This is a genomic window from Saccharopolyspora kobensis (genome assembly GCF_900108315.1).
In the GTDB taxonomy this organism is placed as follows: Bacteria; Actinomycetota; Actinomycetes; order Mycobacteriales; family Pseudonocardiaceae; genus Saccharopolyspora; species Saccharopolyspora kobensis.
In genome coordinates this window covers 791,333-808,059 of record NZ_FNVB01000004.1, presented here as the reverse complement: position 1 = coordinate 808,059, position 16,727 = coordinate 791,333, and the positions used below count along the sequence as shown (strand labels likewise).

Genomic DNA, 16,727 nt, shown 5'->3' with positions numbered 1-16,727 from the left:
TCTCTGTCCTCGTCAGGAGATGGCGTCGGAAGCGGGCAGTCCCTGCAGGAACGGGTTGCCCGCGCGCTCGCGCCCGATGGTGGTGGTCGGTCCGTGGCCCGGCAGCACGACGACGTCGTCGTCCAGCGGCAGCACCTGGGTGCTCAGCGACTCGAGCATCCGGCCGTGGTCGCCGCCGGGCAGATCGGTGCGTCCGATGGCGCCCGCGAAGAGGGTGTCGCCGGACAGCAGCAGCTGCCCGCCCTCCTCGGTCCTGACGCCGAACAGCACCGACCCGCCGGTATGGCCCGGCGTGTGCGTGACCTCGAAGCTCAGGCCCGCCAGCTCCAGCACGTCGCCGCCTGCGATCTCGCGGACGTCGGTGGGCGCGTCCATCACCAGGCCGTCGCCGAACAGCTGCCGCCCGGCCGGGCCGAGCGCGGAGCCGGGATCGGTGAGCATGTGCCGGTCCGCCGGGTGGATGTGGGCCGGGACGCCGTGCTCGGCGCAGATCTCACCGGCGGAGAAGACGTGGTCGAAGTGGCCGTGCGTGAGCAGCACCGCGGCCGGGGTGAGCCGGCGCTCGGTCAGCTGGGTGCGCAGCGGCTCCGCGGCGTCCTGGCCGGGATCCACCACGACGCAGGGTTCGCCCTCCCCGCGCGCGAGCACGTAGCAGTTCGCCTGCAGCGGTCCTACCGGGAACCCGAGGACAAGCACGGAGAGCGACCTTTCGTTGCGGCGACACCCGACGGCGCGGGTCGGCTGACCCCCAGATTATCGTCCCGCCCGCGCACTCCTCCCGCGTGCCGTGCGGCGCTCAGCCGAGACCGGCGGTGCGGTCGCGCCCGAACCTGAGCGATCCGCCGCCGGGCTCTCAGGAAGTGTCGCAGGGGCACCCCATAAACTCCCCGCACAACATCATGTTCACCGAATCCGGGGAGGGAGCAGGTGCCCAGCAACGAGCAACGTCGCCAGGCGGCCAAGCGGAAGCTCGAACGCCAGCTGGAGCGGAGGGCGGTGCAGGCCAAGCGACGCCGGACGATCACCATCGGCGCGACGATCGTCGTGGTCATCGCGGTCGTGGTGGGCGTCTTCTACTTCACCCGCACCAGCGACGACACCGCCCAGCCGGAGACGCCGCCGCAGGCGCAGCCGGGCGCAACGCCAGGTCCGTGCGCGTACGCGCCGACAGCAGGCGAACCGGCCGCGAAGCCGGTTGGAGCTCCACCAGATCCGGAACCGACCCCGGCCGAAGGCGTCGAGAACGTCACGTTCCAGACCAGCGAGGGTGCCATCCCGATGACGCTGGACCGGTCCAAGGCCCCGTGCACTGTGCAGAGCTTCGAACACCTCGTGCAGGCGAAGTACTTCGACGGCACCGAATGCCACCGCCTGACCACCGGCGAAGGCCTGAAGGTGTTGCAGTGCGGCGACCCAACCGGCACCGGCAGTGGTGGCCCGGGCTACTCCATCAAGGATGAGCCCCCGGCTGATCTCAAGCCTGCGCCCAGCCCCTACGACCGAGGTGGTGCGACGGTCTACCCGCGCGGCACTCTGGCGATGGCCAAGTCCAGCATGCCGAACAGCGGTGGCAGCCAGTTCTTCATGGTCTACCAGGATTCCTACCTGCCACCTGAGTACACGGTCTTCGGCACCGTCGGCGAGGAAGGCCTGTCCGTGCTCGACAAGGTCGCCGCCGCCGGGGTCACGCCCGTCAACGGTGAAGGGGACGGGAGCCCCAACATCCCGGTGAAGATCGAGCGGGCATCCGCGAACGCATGATCGTGTGAAGCATGAGAGCGGTCCCCGCAATGTGAATGCGAGGACCGCTTTCATGTTGTCAAGCCAAAAAAGAAGACCAGCCAGTCACCACGACCAGTGATTCACAGGAAGTCGACGTCGATGTCATCCAGTCCGTGCACCACATAGCCGTTCGGGCAGTAGGCGGCGGACATCTCGTTTTGCCTGACCGTTTCGCCGTAGACCCATTTCCTGGTCAGCGGCGGGCCGACGAACGTGCAACGAATGTACGCTCGATAGGTACCGTCACTGCAGACGACACCCCCACCACCATTCCACACATGCTTGGAGCAGGTCGGCTGCATGACTTCAACATCGGCTTTTGCAGAACCAGTGCCAGATTCGGCAATCGCCGCCGGTGCGACAGTCGCGGTTGCCGCGGCCAATCCCAGCGTCAGGACGGCAGCACGAAACACCCCAGGCTTCATTCTCGAGCATCCTCCAGGAACCAAGATCGTCCAAAGTAAGATCGAAGATCAAGATCATTATGGAGGACGGCTCCAGGACGTCAAGGTCACTTGCACAGAAAACCGAACATTTCGGAAGAATCCCCCCGAACGGCCCAGTGCGTTCCGCTCTGCGGATGTCTCCTGAACCCGCCCGATCAGGCGGCGGAGGTGACGCGGTAGACGTCGTAGACGCCTTCGATGTTGCGGACCGCTTTGAGGACGTGGCCCAGGTGCTTCGGGTCGCCCATCTCGAACGAGAAGCGGCTGACCGCGACCCGGTCCTTCGAAGTCGTCACCGAGGCCGACAGGATGTTCACGCGCTCGTCGGCCAGCACCTTGGTGACGTCGGAGAGCAGCCGGTGCCGGTCCAGGGCCTCCACCTGGATCGCCACCAGGAACACCGAGGACGCCGACGGCGCCCAGTACACGTCGACCAGCCGCTCCGGCGTCCGGCGCAGGTCGTCGGCGTTGGTGCAGTCCGTGCGGTGCACGCTGACCCAGCCACCGCGGGTCACGAAGCCCAGGATCTCGTCGCCGGGCACCGGCGTGCAGCAGCGGGCCAGCTTCGCCCACACGTCGCCGGCGTCCTTGACCACCACGCCCGAGTCACCGCTGCTGCGTCGCTTGCCGCGCAGCGTCGACGGCGTCGACCGCTCCGCGATCTCGTCCGCGGCCTGCTCCGGCCCACCGATGAACTGCACCAGCCGCTGCACCAGGTGCTGCGCGGAGAGCTGCTTCTCCCCCACCGCCGCGTACAGCGCCGTGACGTCGACGTAGTGCAGTTCGCGGGCCACCGCGCCGAGGGTCTCCGCGGAGACCAGGCGCTGGACCGGCAGGCCGAGGCGGCGGATCTCCTTGGCGATCAGCTCCTTGCCGGATTCGATCGCCTCTTCCCGGCGCTCCTTGGCGAACCACTGCTTGATCTTGGCCTTGGCCCGCGGCGAGGCCACGAACGACAGCCAGTCCCGGCTCGGGCCCGAGCCCTCCGCCTTGGAGGTGAAGATCTCGACGACCTCGCCGTTCTCCAGCTTGCGCTCCAGGGCCACCAGCCGGCCGTTGACGCGCGCGCCGATGCAGCGGTGCCCGACCTCGGTGTGCACCGCGTAGGCGAAGTCCACCGGCGTCGACCCCGACGGCAACGTGATCACGTCGCCCTTCGGCGTGAAGACGAAGATCTCCCTGGTCGCCAGGTCGTAGCGCAGCGACTCCAGGAACTCGCCCGGATCGGCGGCCTCCCGCTGCCAGTCGAGCAGCTGCCGCATCCACGCCATCTCGTCGACCTCGACGGCCGCCTGCCCGCCGCTGCCGTTGCGGCCCTTGGCCTCCTTGTACCGCCAGTGCGCCGCGATGCCGTACTCGGCGGTGCGGTGCATCTCGTGGGTGCGGATCTGCACCTCCAGCGGTTTGCCCTCGGGGCCGATGACCGTGGTGTGCAGCGACTGGTACACGCCGAAGCGGGGCTGGGCGATGTAGTCCTTGAACCGGCCCGGCATCGGCTGCCAGAGCGCGTGCACCACGCCCATCGCCGCGTAGCAGTCGCGGACCTCGTCGACCAGTATCCGCACGCCCACCAGGTCGTGGATGTCGTCGAAGTCGCGGCCTCGCACGATCATCTTCTGGTGGATCGAGTAGTAGTGCTTCGGGCGGCCCTCGACCTTCGCGGCCAACCGGGCGGTGTCGAGCTGGTGCGACAGCTCGTCGATCACGGTGCGCAGGTAGGTGTCGCGGGACGGCGCGCGGTTGGCGACCAGGCGCACGATCTCGTCGTACTTCTTCGGCTGCAGGATGGCGAAGGCCAGGTCCTCCAGCTCCCACTTGATCGTCGCCATGCCCAGCCGGTGCGCCAGCGGGGCCAGCACCTCGAGGGTCTCGCGGGCCTTGCGGGCCTGCTTCTCCGGCGGCAGGAAGCGCATGGTGCGCATGTTGTGCAGGCGGTCGGACAGCTTGATCACCAGCACCCGCGGGTCGCGGGCCATCGCGATGATCATCTTGCGGATCGTCTCGGCCTCCGCCGCCGCGCCCAGCTTGACCTTGTCCAGCTTGGTGACGCCGTCCACCAGGTGCGCGACCTCGTCGCCGAAGTCGGCGGCGAGCTTGTCCAGCGAGTAGTCGGTGTCCTCGACGGTGTCGTGCAGCAGGCCAGCCACCAGCGTGGTGGTGTCCATGCCCAGCTCGGCGAGGATGGTGGCGACCGCCAGCGGGTGGGTGATGTACGGGTCGCCGGACTTGCGCTTCTGGGTGCGGTGCTTGGCCTCGGCCACGTCGTAGGCCCGCTGCAGCAGCGCGAGGTCGGCCTGCGGGTGCAGCTCGCGGTGCACGGTGGCCAGCGGTTCCAGCACCTGCTTGACCTGGGCGGCGCGCTGCGCGGTGATCTTCCGCGCCAGCCTGGCGCGGACGCGGCGGGTGGCCGACGCCGGTCGCGGCTCGGCAACCGGCTCGGCTGCCGACGCAGGAGAATCGACGTGTTGGCTCACCGCACGCTCCCGGGATCAGGTGTTGCATTCCCAGGTCCGGGGACCCGGACACTGAGAATAACGCCATCGGGGCTACGCACCTTCCCTGGTGCGGTTGTGATACGCCCAGCGGTCACCTGGTGCAGTCGATCGACCGGGCGACTTCACCCCGACCGATCACCGAACCAGGTGATCAACATGCGTTTTCCGGGGGCCCCGGCGCGTCGGATCGCCCGCGGAGCCGCGAGCCCACCACCGCCTCGGGTGTCGGGTCAGGCCTGGAGCAGCGCCCGGACTTCCTCACCCATGAGCTTGTCGCGGCCCTCCAGCGCGGTGAGCTCCAGCACCACCGCCGCGGCCGCGACCTCCGCACCCGCCTGCCGCACCAGCCGGCAGGCCGCGCCGAGCGTGCCGCCGGTGGCGAGCACGTCGTCCACGATCAGCACGCGCTGCCCCGACCGGAGCGTGTCCGCGGGCAGTTCCAGGGTGGCCCGGCCGTACTCCAGCTCGTAGTCGACGCGATCGGCGACGACCGGCAGCTTGCCGGGCTTGCGCAGCCCGATCACGCCGGTGCCGAAGGCCTGCGCGACCGCCGCGCCCACCAGGAACCCGCGCGCCTCCACCCCGGCGACCACGTCGAACTCGCAGTCCCGGCCCAGCGCCGAGACCACGGCCCGCAGCCCGGCGCCGTCGGCCAGCATCGGGCTGATGTCGCGGAACAGCACGCCCGGCTCCGGGAAGTCGGGCACCTCGCGGATCAGCGCGGCAGCGCGCCGCAGGTCCAGGTCGGACTCGTCGGTGACCTGGACCGCCACCTGCTCGGTCATCGGCGCCGCTTCCCGGAGGGACGACCGGACTTGCCCGCCGGGCGGCTCGGCCGCCGCGACGTGCCCGCACCGGCGGAGACGGCCTGCTTCGGCGCTTCCTCCGGCACGTCCTCGCCCGCGGCCTTGGCGGCGGCGCGCTCGCGGCGCTGCTGAACCTTGACCTCGTGCTCGCGGTACTTCGACTCGCGCATCTTGAGGTCCACCAGCAGCGGCGTGGCCAGGAAGATCGACGAGATGACACCGGCGGTCATGCCGATCAGCTGGACCAGCGCCAGGTCGCGCAGCATGCCGACGCCGAGCATGCCCGCGCCGACCACCAGCAGCCCGGCCACCGGCAGCAGCGCGATGACCGAGGTGTTGATGGAGCGCATCAGCGTCTGGTTGACCGCCAGGTTCGCCGCCTCCGGGTAGGTGCGGCGGGTCAGCCCGAGCAGACCGCGGGTGTTCTCCTTGACCTTGTCGAAGACCACCACGGTGTCGTAGAGCGAGAAACCGAGGATGGTCAGCAGGCCGATCACCGTGCTGGGCGTGACCTCGAAGCCGATCAGCGAGTAGACGCCCGCGGTCACCACGACGTCGTGCAGCAGCGCGACCAGCGCCGCCACCGCCATCCACTTCTCGAAGTAGAACGCCAGGAACACGGTGACCAGCACCAGGAACACGCCGAGCGCGATCAGCGCCTGCTGGGTGATCTCACCGCCCCAGGTGCCGCTGACGGCGCTGTCGCTGATCACCTGCTCGCTCGGCCGCCCCTGGGCGTCCAGCGGCTGCAGCTGGGTGAACAGCGTCTGCTTGACCGCGCCGACCTCTTCGACGTCGAGCGCCTCGGTGCGGATCTGGATGGTCTGGTTGGCGCCGGTGCCGACGACCTGCACCGTCTCCGCCGGGCGCCCCACCGCTTCCCGGAACGCGTCCTGCACCTGGCTGTCGCTGATCGGGCCCTGCGCGCCGACCGCGGGCATCTGCAGCTTCGTGCCGCCCTCGAAGTCGATGCCGAGGTTGAAGCCCTTGAAGCCGATCGAGCCGATGCAGACCAGCACCAGCAGTCCCAGCGAGACGTACCACCGGGCGCGCTTGCCGACGATGTCGAAGGCGCCGGTCCCGACGTAGAGGCGGTGGAAGACGCTCTCGCGGCGGCGGGTGCCTTCGGTACCTGGAGTCGTCACCTTCACGCCTCCTTGGCGGTGGTCGCGGCCTTGCGGGCAGCCCGGTTCTGATTACCGACGCGCTGCACCGCTCCCAGGCCGGAGACCGACGGCTTGGACAGGAACTTGCTCTTGGAGGCCAGCGCCACCAGCGGGTGGGTGACCAGGAAGACCACCACGAGGTCCAGCACGGTGGACATGCCCAGGGTGAACGCGAAGCCCTTCACCTGGCCGACGGCCAGCACGTAGAGCACGGCGGCGGCCAGGAAGCTGACCGCGTCGGCGGACAGGATCGTGCGCCGCGCCCGCGTCCAGGCCCGCGGCACCGACGACCGGAAGGTGCGGCCTTCGCGGATCTCGTCCTTGAGGCGTTCGAAGAACACGATGAACGAGTCGGCGGTGATGCCGATGGCGATGATGAAACCGGCGACACCGGCCAGGTCGAGGGTGAAGCCGACCCAGCGGCCCAGCAGGACCAGCACGCCGTAGACCACGCCGCCGGAGAGCACCAGCGACAGGATCGTCAGGATGCCCAGCAGCCGGTAGTAGAGCAGGCAGTAGACCGCCACCAGCAGCAGGCCGATGCCACCGGCGAACAGGCCGGCCTCCAGGGAGGCCACGCCGAGCGTCGCGGAGACCGTCTCGGCCTCGGACTGGTCGAAGGCCAGCGGCAGCGAACCGTACTTGAGGATGTCCGCCAGGTCGGTCGCGCTCTGCTGGTTGAACTGGCCGGTGATCTGCGCGTTGCCGCCGAGCAGCGCGGCCTGGATCGTCGGTGCCGAGACCACCTCGCTGTCCAGCACGAACGCGGCCTGCTGGCCGACGTTGGCGGAGGTGAAGTCGGCCCAGATCTTGGCGCCCTCGCTCTTGAAGTCCAGCGAGACCGTCCAGCCCGGGTTCTGCTGGTTCGGCGGCACCGCCTGGGCGGTGGCGACCTCGCGGCCGGGCAGGAACACCGGCTCCAGGACGTACTTGAACTCGCCCTCGCGGTCGCAGGTGACCAGCGGCAGCTTCGGGTCGTCGTTGCCGCGCAGCGGGTCGTCGACCGAGCAGTTCAGCGCCTGCAGCGCCTGCATCTGCACGTTCGGGTCGGTGCTCTGCCGGGTGCGCTTGGCCTCGTCGATCTCGCGCTGCTGGTCACCGGGCTGCTGCTGGTGCGCGGCCTGCGGCGTGGTGCCCGCGGGTGGCGTCTGCGCGGGCAGCGCGCTGGTGACCTTGCGGAAGTTCAGCTCCGCGGTCTGCCCGAGCTGCTTGGCCTCCTCGCCGCCCTCGCCGGGCACCGTGATGACCAGGTTGTTGCCGTCGCGGGTGACCTCGGAACCGCTGACGCCCATGCCGTTGACGCGGGTCTCGATGATCTGCCGCGCCTGGTTGAGGGCCTCGTTGCTGGGCGGCTGACCGTCCAGGGTGCGCGCGGTGAGCGTCACCCGGGTTCCGCCCTGGAGATCGATCCCGAGCTTCGGGTACGGGTTGCCGTCACCGGTGAAGAACACCAGCGAGTACAGCGCGGCCACGATCAAGGTGAAGATCGCGAGATAACGCCCTGGGCGGATCTGCCCGGCCGGAGGTGCCACGGCGTTCGTTCTCCTGTCCGGTCTCGAAGCGGTGCACTGGTCGTGTTGCGCAGGCGCGCACCCGGCGAAACCTCGGCCGCTCTCTCGCGGCGGGACAGCGATCGTCCCCCGAGAGAACGTCTGAGAACCCGCGGGTGGTTCGGGCGCCCCTCCCGCCAGGGGTGGGGACACCGCGGTGTCAGTCTGACAGGCCCGGCGCGGGCGTCACCGCACCGGGTGGCGACAGTGCGTCGATCAGCGATCACGCACGGACGCGGGCCCGGAACCGCTGTCCGGTGCCCGCGTCGCTACCTGGTGGGCGGCGTCCGCCGCGCGGGGCCGGCGCTCGGCCCCGGTGCGGACTCCCACCCGTTCGTCAGTTGGTCTTCTGCTGCTCGATCGGCGCGGCGACCTCGGCCTTCGACTCCGTCTCGGGCTCGGCCGGGGTCTCGTCCTTGACCTCCGCGACCTCGGGCGCGCTCTCGGTGTTGACCTTCTCGCGGACCGCCTGGCGCACCCAGGTGGTGGTCATGCCCGGGGCCAGCTCCAGGTCAATGGTGTCGTCGCTGGTGGCCACGACGGTGCCGAACACACCGGAGGTGGTCATCACCCGGTCGCCGGGGGCGATCGAGTTCTGCAGCTTCTGCTGCTCCGCCATCGCGCGCTTCTGCTTGCGCGCCTGGAGGAACAGCGGCACCGCGAGCAGGACGATCAGCAGCGGGAGAATCAGGGAGTTGAGGTCCATCGTGCTCCGTTCAGCGGACGCTTCGGGGCCCAGCCCTCGCAGTACTGCGCCCGAATTGTTCGGATGTTCAAGTCCCAGTGTGCCAGGTCAACTCGGGTCGACGGGCTCTCCCACTGGGTCGGGAGGGCCACCGCAGCCCGCCGGAGCGGGTCCGCGCCTGCCGTGCCGCGCACGACCCGTCCGATCGGCACCGGACGAGACGTGAGGAGGATAACGTCACGCGGCGGAGGCCGATCAGCGCCCCGGTCACCGGCGCTGGAACAGGTTCGGTCTTCAGTTCTCCGGCGGTCGGGCCGTTGGACGCCCCGCGCCGACGCGGTTCCGCGCGCACCCGGCCGGGACGTCGTGCTCCCGGGCCCGCACGGGCGGTTCCGCCACCCGCAACCGCGACTCCCAGCGGAGTCGGGCGGCGGGTCCTCGGACACGGTATCGGCGTTTTGTCACCGTTGGGTCACTCGGCGAAGAGATCCGGCTGCGGGCTCCCCGGCGCGTGCTGCGGCGGGGTGAGGCCCAGGTGGTGCCAGGCGGCCGCGGTCGCCACCCGGCCGCGCGGGGTGCGGGCCAGCAGGCCGGCGCGCACCAGGTACGGCTCGCAGACCTCCTCCACGGTGCTCGACTCCTCGCCCACCGCGACCGCCAGCGTGGAGATTCCCACCGGGCCGCCGTGAAAGGAGTTGATCAGCGCGCTCAGCACCGCCCGGTCCAGCCGGTCCAGGCCGAGCTCGTCGACGTCGTAGACCTCCAGCGCGGCCCGCGCGACCTCCAGCGTCACCGCGCCGTCGGCGCGCACCTCGGCGTAGTCGCGGACCCGGCGCAGCAGCCGGTTGGCGATGCGCGGTGTGCCGCGCGAGCGGCCGGCGATCTCCACGGCGCCGTCGTCGCGCAGGTCGACGCCCAGGATGCCCGCCGAGCGGCGCACCACGAGCTCCAGCTCCTCCGGCGAGTAGAACTCCATGTGCGCGGTGAAGCCGAAGCGGTCGCGCAGCGGTCCGGTCAGCGCGCCGGACCGCGTGGTGGCCCCGACCAGCGTGAACGGCGCCAGCTCCAGCGGGATGCTGGTGGCTCCCGGTCCCTTGCCGACGACGATGTCCACCCGGTAGTCCTCCATCGCCAGGTAGAGCATCTCCTCGGCGGGCCGGGCGATCCGGTGGATCTCGTCGATGAACAGCACGTCGCCCTCGGCGAGGTTGGACAGCATCGCCGCCAGGTCACCGGGCCGCTCCAGAGCCGGACCGGAGGTGACCCGGATCGACGATCCGAGCTCGGTGGCGATGATCATCGACAGGCTGGTCTTGCCCAGCCCCGGCGGGCCGGAGAACAGCACGTGGTCGGGCTGGTCGCCGCGCTTGAGCGCGCCGTGCAGCACCAGCTCCAGCTGCTCGCGCACCCGCGCCTGGCCGATGAACTCGCTGAGCTTGCGCGGACGCAGCGACATCTCGACGTCCTGGTCGGACGCGTCCTGGTGCGCGGTCAGCGAGACGCCCTCGCCGGACCAGTCGGCCTCGTCCTGGTGCATCTGAGCCTGTCCCCTAGCAGTGTGCGTGTCCCGGACCTGGGTTCTTCGTCTTTGAAACGCCGGAGGCGTTCAGCCCGCCCTCGCAGCTCGCACCGCCGCGGGCTCTCAGCGTTCGCCTGGCGAGGACGGCCCGGCCGCCGTGCATCGGTCTATACCTGAAGCCGGGCACCCGCGGTCCAGGCGGGCGCTGAGGTTCCGCCACCCGCACCGCCACGCAGAACGAGTTCGTCAGGCAGTCACATCTACGACCTCACTTCGGTCCGAGCGTGGCAAGCGCTTTGCGCAGGACCGCGGCGGTGTCGAGGTCACCGTTGCCCGCTGCGAGCACCGACTCCACGCTCTGCTCGGCCTGCTTGACCGAGAAGCCCAGGCTCACCAGCGCCTCGGAGACCTCCGTGCGGACCCGGCCGCGATCCGCCGTGACCGCCGGTTCGACCGTTCCGGCCACCACGCCGACCTTGTCGCGCAGCTCCAGGATCAACCGCTCGGCGCTCTTCTTCCCGATGCCCGGCACCTGGGTGAGCACCGTCAGGTTGCCGTCGGCGAGGGCGTGGCTGAGCTGGTCCGGCGAGAGCACCGCGAGCGCGGCCAGCGCGAGGCGCGGGCCGACCCCGGACGCCGTCTGCAGCAGGACGAACAGGTCGCGGGACTCCGCGTCGGCGAAGCCGTAGAGGGTCAGCGAGTCCTCGCGCACGATCAGCGAGGTCCACAGCCGGGACTCCTCGCCCCGCCGCAGGCCGGCCAGCGTGACCGGGGTGGCGTGCACCGCCATGCCCACGCCGCCCACTTCGATCACGGCGTGGTCCAGCCCGATGGACAGCACCGGACCTCGCACCGTGGAGATCATCGGTCAAACCCTCCTGGTCGTGTCTGAACGTTCGTCCTCGCGCGCGGTGTGCTCAGCTCCGCGCATCGCGCGCTCCGGTGGCCTTCGCGGCCGCCTTGAGCCGCGCCCGGTGGTTGCGGGCCAGCTCGGCGGCCCTGGCCTCCGCCTGGGCCAGCCGGTCGGCCATCGGCGCCCGCCACAGGTGGCAGACGGCCAGCGCCAGTGCGTCGGCGGCGTCCGCGGGCTTCGGCGCTTCGGCCAGCCCCAGGATCTTGGTGATCATGATGGTGACCTGCTTCTTGTCCGCCCGCCCGGAACCGCTGATGGCCGCCTTGACCTCGCTGGGCGTGTGGAACGCGACCGGCAGGCCGCGCCGCGCGGCCAGCAGCGCCACGACGCCGGAGACCTGCGCCGTGCCCATCACGGTGCGCACGTTGTGCTGGCTGAACACCCGCTCGATGGCCACCACCTCGGGCCGGTGCCGGTCCATCCACCGCTCGACCTCGTCGGCCACCGCGCGCAGCCGGAGCGGCAGCTCGTCCTCCGGCGGAGTGCGCGCGACACCGACGGCGACGGCCGAAACCGAACGCCCCCGTCCCCCGTCGACCACGCCGAGCCCGCAGCGGGTCAGCCCGGGGTCGACTCCCAGCACGCGCACCACGGACGCCACCTGCCCACGCTCGACCTGAACACTCGTTCGAAACCCTATCGAACCGCGCTGCCCGCCGCCCGCACCGACACGCGCATGCATCCCCCGGGCAGGTGAATCAGGGGCCGTCGGTGCCGGGCGTCCAGCTCTCCGGCAGTCCGCTGTCGGTCAGCACCGGCTGGTAGTCGCGGAACCCACCGGGGGCATCCGGCTGCCACGGGAACTTCGCGTCCTCCGGGCTGGAGACGATCAGCTGCACGGCGGGGAAGTCGGGCCCGTTGTAGACCAGGAACGCGCTGCCCAGGTACTCCGGGTAGTGCTGCAGGGCGACCTTCTCGAAGGTCACCGGGCAGCCCTTCAGGAAGCCGTCGTAGAGCCGGCCGGGCACGAACCGCTCGCCCTGACCCACCCGCTGCACGTAGGTGTTCACCACCGCGTTCGCGACCTCGTCGGGCAGTCCGATCACCACGACCTCGGGCTTGCCGAAGCGCCGCCACGCGCCGACCGAGAAGGCGTACTGCGCACCGTGCTCGTCGCCCGCCACGTGCATCACCGCTGCGCCGTGCTTCTCCGCGGTGTTGACCATCCAGCGGCGCAGTTCCTCATCCGTGTCGACCACGATCGCCATTCTGCCTTGCCGAGCACGCCGCTCCCGCCCGCGGCCGCGAGGACCACCGACGGGAGCGGTGCGGACACGTTCCGGCGCTAGGCGTTGACCTCTTCGAGCACCGCGTCGTCGACGTCGAAGTTCGCGAAGACGTTCTGCACGTCGTCGCAGTCCTCCAGCGCGTCGATCAGCTTGAAGATCTTGCGCGCCCCTTCGGCGTCCAGCTGCACGTTGACCGAGGCCAGGAAGTTGGTCTCCGCCGAGTCGTACTCGATGTCGGCGGCCTGCAGCGCCTTGCGCACCTCGACCATGTCGGCCGGGTCGGAGAGGATCTCGTAGCTCTCGCCCAGGTCGTTGATCTCCTCGGCACCGGCCTCCAGGACCGCCGAGAGCACGTCGTCCTCGCTCAGCCCGTTCTTGGGCAGCAGCACGACGCCCTTGCGGTTGAACATGTAGGACACCGAACCGGCGTCGGCCATCGAGCCGCCGTTGCGGGTCATCGCGGTGCGCACCTCGCCCGCGGCCCGGTTCCGGTTGTCGGTCAGGCACTCCACCAGCACCGCGACGCCGTTGGGCCCGTAACCCTCGTACATGATGGTCTGCCAGTCGGCGCCACCGGCTTCCTCACCGGCCCCGCGCTTGCGGGCGCGCTCGATGTTGTCCATCGGCACGGAGTTCTTGCGCGCCTTCTGGATGGCGTCGTAGAGGGTGGGGTTGCCATCGGGATCGCCCCCGCCGGTGCGGGCGGCGACCTCGACGTTCTTGATCAGCTTCGCGAAGAGCTTGCCGCGCTTGGCGTCGAGGGCGGCCTTCTTGTGCTTGGTGGTGGCCCACTTGGAGTGGCCGCTCATCTCTCCTCCGTCTTTCTACGCGTGCGCTGCCGAATCCAGCCGCGCGCGGACGATCTGTACGAAATAGCGGTGCACGCGTTCGTCCCCGCCGACCAGCTCCGGGTGGAACGAAGTGGCGAGCACCGATCCCTGCTGAACCGCGACGATCCTACCGACGCCGGACGAGCGCTCGGTGCCGTCCGGGTCATCCCCCCGCACATCGGGCACCGTGGCCAGCACCTCGATCTCCGGTCCCACCTCTTCCACCCAGGGTGCCCGGATGAACACGGCGTGCACCGGCCCGTCCGGCACTCCGGCGAAGTCCAGGTGGGTCTCGAAGGAGTCGACCTGGCGGCCGAAGGCGTTGCGCCGCACGACCATGTCCAGCGCGCCCAGCGGGCGGACCGCGGGCAGCTCCGGGTCCTGGTCCGCGACCTCGCGGGCGAGCATGATCATCCCGGCGCACGAGCCGTAGGCGGGCAGCCCGGCGGCGAGCCGCTCGCGCAGCGGCTCGTACAGCTCGAAGGTGTCGAGCAGGCGGGTCATCGTGGTGGACTCCCCGCCGGGCAGCACGATTCCGTGCACCGCGGCGAGCTCCTCGGCGCGCCGCACCGGGCGCGCGTCCGCTCCGCAGCGCTCGAGCGCGGCCAGGTGTTCGGCCACGCCGCCCTGCAGCGCCAGGACGCCGATCACGGGGTTCGTCACATCTCCGATTGTCCTGCACGCTCCTCGGCGGGCGAAGACCGGGACCTGCGCACCAGCCACCAGCCGGCGAACAGCGCGACCACCACGACCGGCACCGCGTAGAACGAGGCGCGCACCGCCAGCTCGTCGGAGAAGGCCGCCAGCACCACGATGAGCAGCAGGAACGCCAGGACGATCCAGTTCGTCCACGGCGAGCCCGGCATCCGGTAGGGCGGGCGGACCAGCTCGCCCAGCGCCGCGCGCTTGCGCAGCTTCGCCTGCGCGATCAGCAGCGCCGCCCAGGTCGCGATGACGCCCAGCGAGGCGATGGAGGTGGCGATGTCGAAGGCGTCCTTGGGGACCACGTAGTTGAGCAGCACGCCGATCAGGAACACCGCGCCGGTGAACAGCACCGCGCCGAAGGGCGCTTGGCGGGAGTTGAGCCGCGCGGTGAACGAGGGCGCCTCGCCGCGGGTGCCCAGCGAGCGCAGGATCCGCCCGGTCGCGTACAGCCCGGAGTTGCAGCTGGACAGCGCGGCGGTGAGCACCACGAAGTTCATCACGTCGCCGGCCCACGGGATGCCGATGCTGGAGAAGACCGTCACGAAGGGGCTCTGCTCGCCGTTGTACGACGTCCACGGCAGCACCATCGCCAGCAGCAGCACGGAGCCGATGTAGAACACCGCGATCCGCCACACCACGCCGTTGATGGCGCGCGGCATCACCTTCGCCGGGTTCTCGGTCTCCCCCGCGGCGATGCCGGCCATCTCCATCGAGGCGTAGGCGAACATGACGCCCTGCATGCTCATCAGCACCACGGGCAGCCCGTTGGGCGTGAAACCGCCGTGGTCGACGAGGTTGTGCGGGCCGGCGGTGCCGCCACCGACCTCGGCGCCGGTGACCACCAGCGCCAGGCCGACGAACAGGAAGGTCACGATGGCCAGCACCTTGATCACCGCGAACCAGAACTCCAGCTCGCCGAACAGCTTCACCGACAGCAGGTTGACCGCCAGCAGCACGGCCAGGCAGATCAGCGCGGTCACCCACTGCGGGAAGTCCGGGAACCACTTGCCGATGTAGATGCCCGCCGCGGTGATCTCGGCGATTCCGGAGCCCGCCCAGTTCAGGAAGTACAGCCAGCCCGCGGCGAACCCGGCCCACGGGCCGATGAACTCGCGGGCGTACTCGACGAAGCTGCCCGCCACCGGCCGGTAGAGCACGAGCTCGCCGAGCGCGCGCATCACGAAGAACGCCGCGATGCCGCACAGCAGGTAGGACACCACCAGCGCAGGGCCGGCCTGGGCCATCCGGCCGCCCGCGCCGAGGAACAGGCCGACGCCGATGGCCCCGCCCATGGCGATCATCTGGACGTGCCGGTTCTGGAGTCCCTTCGCGTAGCCCTCTTCGTCGGTGCGGTGGATGGGCGCGGTGGCCAAGGGCGTGTTCCTCCCGTGGCGGGAGCCGGGTGCGGCCGGCTCCAGGTTCTACCCCGGCGCAGCAAGTCGTTGCGCCGGATGGGCCAGGGGAACCTTAGACAGCGCCGCCGGGAGCTCGGACTCGGGGTGGAACAGCAGGTCAGGGCCGTGAGCGGTTCGGGCGACGAAACGCCCAAACCGCTCGCGCGAGGCCCTTCACGCCGCCAGTTCGAACAGGCGCAGCAGCGCCGTGGTGCCCGCCGCGGCGACCACGACGAGCACGAACGGCGCGCGCCGCCAGGCCAGCACGCCGCCGACCGCGACACCGGCGAACCGGGCCCAGCCGGCGAACCCGCCGGATTCGAACAGCGCACTGGTGGCCACGAAGGCCCCGAGCAGCACGATCGCGGCGATCGACATGAGCTGCTCCCACTGCGGCGAGATCCGCAGCCGCCCCCGCAGCAGCGGCCCGGCCAGGCGCATCGCGTACGTTCCCGCGGCCAGCGCGAAGACCACTCCGAGCGTCATCGGGTCCCCTCCAGCTTCTTCGGCAGCGGCAGCACCGCGGCCACCCCGACCAGCGCGACCATGACCGGCAGCCCCTCCGGCAGCAGCGGCGTCGTCAGGACCGCGATCAGGGCGCCCACCGCCACCGCGCGCAGCGTCCGGAACTCGCGCAGCGAGGGCATGATCAGCGCGAGCAGCGCGGCGGGCATCGCCGCGTCGAGCCCGAAGGCACCCGGGTCGCCGACGCCTTGGCCGAGCAGTCCGCCGAGGAACACCGACGGCGCCCAGGCGCAGTACAGGGCGATCCCGGTGAGCCAGTAGGCGCGCCGCTTCTGCTCCGGGGTCCGCTGCGCCATCGCGAAGGCGACGGCCTCGTCGACCATGAGGTGGCTGCCGATCAGCCGGGACGGCCAGCCGCGGTCGAGCAGCCCGCCGACCGCGAGGCCGAACGGCAGGTGGCGGGCGTTGAGCATCAGCCCGCTGAGCACCGCGGTGATCGGGGCCGCGCCCGCGGTGACCAGGCCGACCGCCATGAACTCGGAGCCGCCGGCGAACACCACCGCGCCCATCAGCGTGATCATCCACAGCGGTACGCCCTTGCTCACCGCGATCGCACCGAGCGAGGCGCCCACGATGGCCATCGCCAGCGCCATGGAGAGGACGTCGCGCACCAGCGCATCCCGCCAGAAACTCGTTCGCGTTCGCTGAACCGTACTCACGTTCGCTAGCATGAACACAGCAG

At 70.5% G+C, this 16,727-nt stretch carries 17 protein-coding genes; 1 reads left to right on the top strand and 16 read right to left on the bottom strand.

Features of this window, described 5'->3' with window-relative positions; genetic code table 11:
- Positions 1–12: 12 nt before the first annotated feature.
- Positions 13–696: an MBL fold metallo-hydrolase gene (locus tag C4T78_RS16565; RefSeq protein WP_093345666.1), complete on the bottom strand. Its 684-nt coding sequence runs from the start codon at positions 694–696 to the stop codon at positions 13–15.
- Positions 697–927: 231 nt separating this feature from the next.
- Here C4T78_RS16565 and C4T78_RS16560 point away from each other — a divergent pair, with 231 nt between their 5' ends.
- Entirely contained in the window at positions 928–1,761 is an 834-nt protein-coding gene (locus C4T78_RS16560; protein WP_093345662.1) for a peptidylprolyl isomerase, read from the top strand.
- A gap of 101 nt (positions 1,762–1,862) precedes the next feature.
- Here the strand turns inward: C4T78_RS16560 and C4T78_RS36045 are convergent, their stop codons facing one another.
- The 15 genes from C4T78_RS36045 to C4T78_RS16490 all read right to left on the bottom strand — a co-directional run bounded on the left by C4T78_RS36045 (position 1,863) and on the right by C4T78_RS16490 (position 16,704).
- On the bottom strand, positions 1,863–2,207 hold the full coding sequence (locus C4T78_RS36045; protein ID WP_143185717.1) for a hypothetical protein: 345 nt from the start codon (positions 2,205–2,207) through the stop codon (positions 1,863–1,865).
- A 176-nt stretch (positions 2,208–2,383) separates the two neighbouring features.
- The gene (locus C4T78_RS16555) at positions 2,384–4,702 is read right to left on the bottom strand and encodes a RelA/SpoT family protein (protein ID WP_093153983.1); all 2,319 of its coding nucleotides are present in this window, start codon (positions 4,700–4,702) and stop codon (positions 2,384–2,386) included.
- Between the two features lie 251 nt (positions 4,703–4,953).
- Entirely contained in the window at positions 4,954–5,508 is a 555-nt protein-coding gene (locus tag C4T78_RS16550) for an adenine phosphoribosyltransferase (RefSeq protein WP_177247363.1), read from the bottom strand.
- A complete protein-coding gene (gene secF / locus C4T78_RS16545; protein WP_093345660.1) occupies positions 5,505–6,680 on the bottom strand; it encodes a protein translocase subunit SecF in 1,176 nt (391 codons plus the stop codon). The genes C4T78_RS16550 and secF overlap by 4 nt, the downstream gene beginning before the upstream one ends.
- Positions 6,677–8,227 carry a protein translocase subunit SecD gene (gene secD / locus C4T78_RS16540; protein ID WP_093345657.1) on the bottom strand — a complete coding sequence of 517 codons (1,551 nt, stop codon included), beginning with the start codon at positions 8,225–8,227 and terminating at the stop codon, positions 6,677–6,679. Before secD ends, secF begins: the two co-directional genes overlap by 4 nt.
- 355 nt (positions 8,228–8,582) lie before the next feature.
- Positions 8,583–8,951, bottom strand: coding sequence for a preprotein translocase subunit YajC (yajC, locus tag C4T78_RS16535; RefSeq protein WP_093153975.1), 369 nt, complete (start codon positions 8,949–8,951; stop codon positions 8,583–8,585).
- Positions 8,952–9,402: 451 nt separating this feature from the next.
- Positions 9,403–10,467, bottom strand: coding sequence for a Holliday junction branch migration DNA helicase RuvB (gene ruvB, locus C4T78_RS16530; protein ID WP_093345655.1), 1,065 nt, complete (start codon positions 10,465–10,467; stop codon positions 9,403–9,405).
- A 250-nt stretch (positions 10,468–10,717) separates the two neighbouring features.
- Complete coding sequence (gene ruvA, locus C4T78_RS16525; RefSeq protein WP_093345652.1) at positions 10,718–11,314, bottom strand: Holliday junction branch migration protein RuvA; 597 nt, start codon at positions 11,312–11,314, stop codon at positions 10,718–10,720.
- 52 nt (positions 11,315–11,366) lie between these two features.
- Positions 11,367–11,951 (bottom strand): crossover junction endodeoxyribonuclease RuvC, encoded by a 585-nt coding sequence (ruvC, locus tag C4T78_RS16520; protein WP_093154340.1) that lies wholly within the window; start codon positions 11,949–11,951, stop codon positions 11,367–11,369.
- Positions 11,952–12,060: 109 nt separating this feature from the next.
- Complete coding sequence (locus C4T78_RS16515) at positions 12,061–12,570, bottom strand: DUF4262 domain-containing protein (RefSeq protein WP_093345650.1); 510 nt, start codon at positions 12,568–12,570, stop codon at positions 12,061–12,063.
- Positions 12,571–12,647: 77 nt separating this feature from the next.
- Entirely contained in the window at positions 12,648–13,400 is a 753-nt protein-coding gene (locus C4T78_RS16510) for a YebC/PmpR family DNA-binding transcriptional regulator (protein WP_093153965.1), read from the bottom strand.
- A gap of 15 nt (positions 13,401–13,415) precedes the next feature.
- Positions 13,416–14,084, bottom strand: coding sequence for a pyridoxal 5'-phosphate synthase glutaminase subunit PdxT (pdxT, locus tag C4T78_RS16505; RefSeq protein WP_093345647.1), 669 nt, complete (start codon positions 14,082–14,084; stop codon positions 13,416–13,418).
- Complete coding sequence (locus C4T78_RS16500) at positions 14,081–15,427, bottom strand: amino acid permease (RefSeq protein ID WP_093348252.1); 1,347 nt, start codon at positions 15,425–15,427, stop codon at positions 14,081–14,083. The genes pdxT and C4T78_RS16500 overlap by 4 nt, the downstream gene beginning before the upstream one ends.
- 267 nt (positions 15,428–15,694) lie before the next feature.
- Positions 15,695–16,006 (bottom strand): AzlD domain-containing protein, encoded by a 312-nt coding sequence (locus C4T78_RS16495; protein WP_093153960.1) that lies wholly within the window; start codon positions 16,004–16,006, stop codon positions 15,695–15,697.
- Complete coding sequence (locus C4T78_RS16490) at positions 16,003–16,704, bottom strand: AzlC family ABC transporter permease (RefSeq protein ID WP_143185716.1); 702 nt, start codon at positions 16,702–16,704, stop codon at positions 16,003–16,005. The genes C4T78_RS16495 and C4T78_RS16490 overlap by 4 nt, the downstream gene beginning before the upstream one ends.
- Positions 16,705–16,727 lie beyond the last annotated feature (23 nt).

What these genes read in the sequence shown, in the direction of transcription:
- C4T78_RS36045 (WP_143185717.1), bottom strand. Translation starts at nt 2,207, where the DNA reads ATGAAGCCTGGGGTGTTTCGTGCTGCCGTCCTGACGCTGGGATTGGCC.
- C4T78_RS16550 (WP_177247363.1), bottom strand. Translation starts at nt 5,508, where the DNA reads ATGACCGAGCAGGTGGCGGTCCAGGTCACCGACGAGTCCGACCTGGAC.
- yajC (WP_093153975.1), bottom strand. Translation starts at nt 8,951, where the DNA reads ATGGACCTCAACTCCCTGATTCTCCCGCTGCTGATCGTCCTGCTCGCG.
- ruvB (WP_093345655.1), bottom strand. Translation starts at nt 10,467, where the DNA reads ATGCACCAGGACGAGGCCGACTGGTCCGGCGAGGGCGTCTCGCTGACC.
- ruvA (WP_093345652.1), bottom strand. Translation starts at nt 11,314, where the DNA reads ATGATCTCCACGGTGCGAGGTCCGGTGCTGTCCATCGGGCTGGACCAC.
- C4T78_RS16515 (WP_093345650.1), bottom strand. Translation starts at nt 12,570, where the DNA reads ATGGCGATCGTGGTCGACACGGATGAGGAACTGCGCCGCTGGATGGTC.
- C4T78_RS16510 (WP_093153965.1), bottom strand. Translation starts at nt 13,400, where the DNA reads ATGAGCGGCCACTCCAAGTGGGCCACCACCAAGCACAAGAAGGCCGCC.
- C4T78_RS16500 (WP_093348252.1), bottom strand. Translation starts at nt 15,427, where the DNA reads ATGATCGCCATGGGCGGGGCCATCGGCGTCGGCCTGTTCCTCGGCGCG.
- C4T78_RS16495 (WP_093153960.1), bottom strand. Translation starts at nt 16,006, where the DNA reads ATGACGCTCGGAGTGGTCTTCGCGCTGGCCGCGGGAACGTACGCGATG.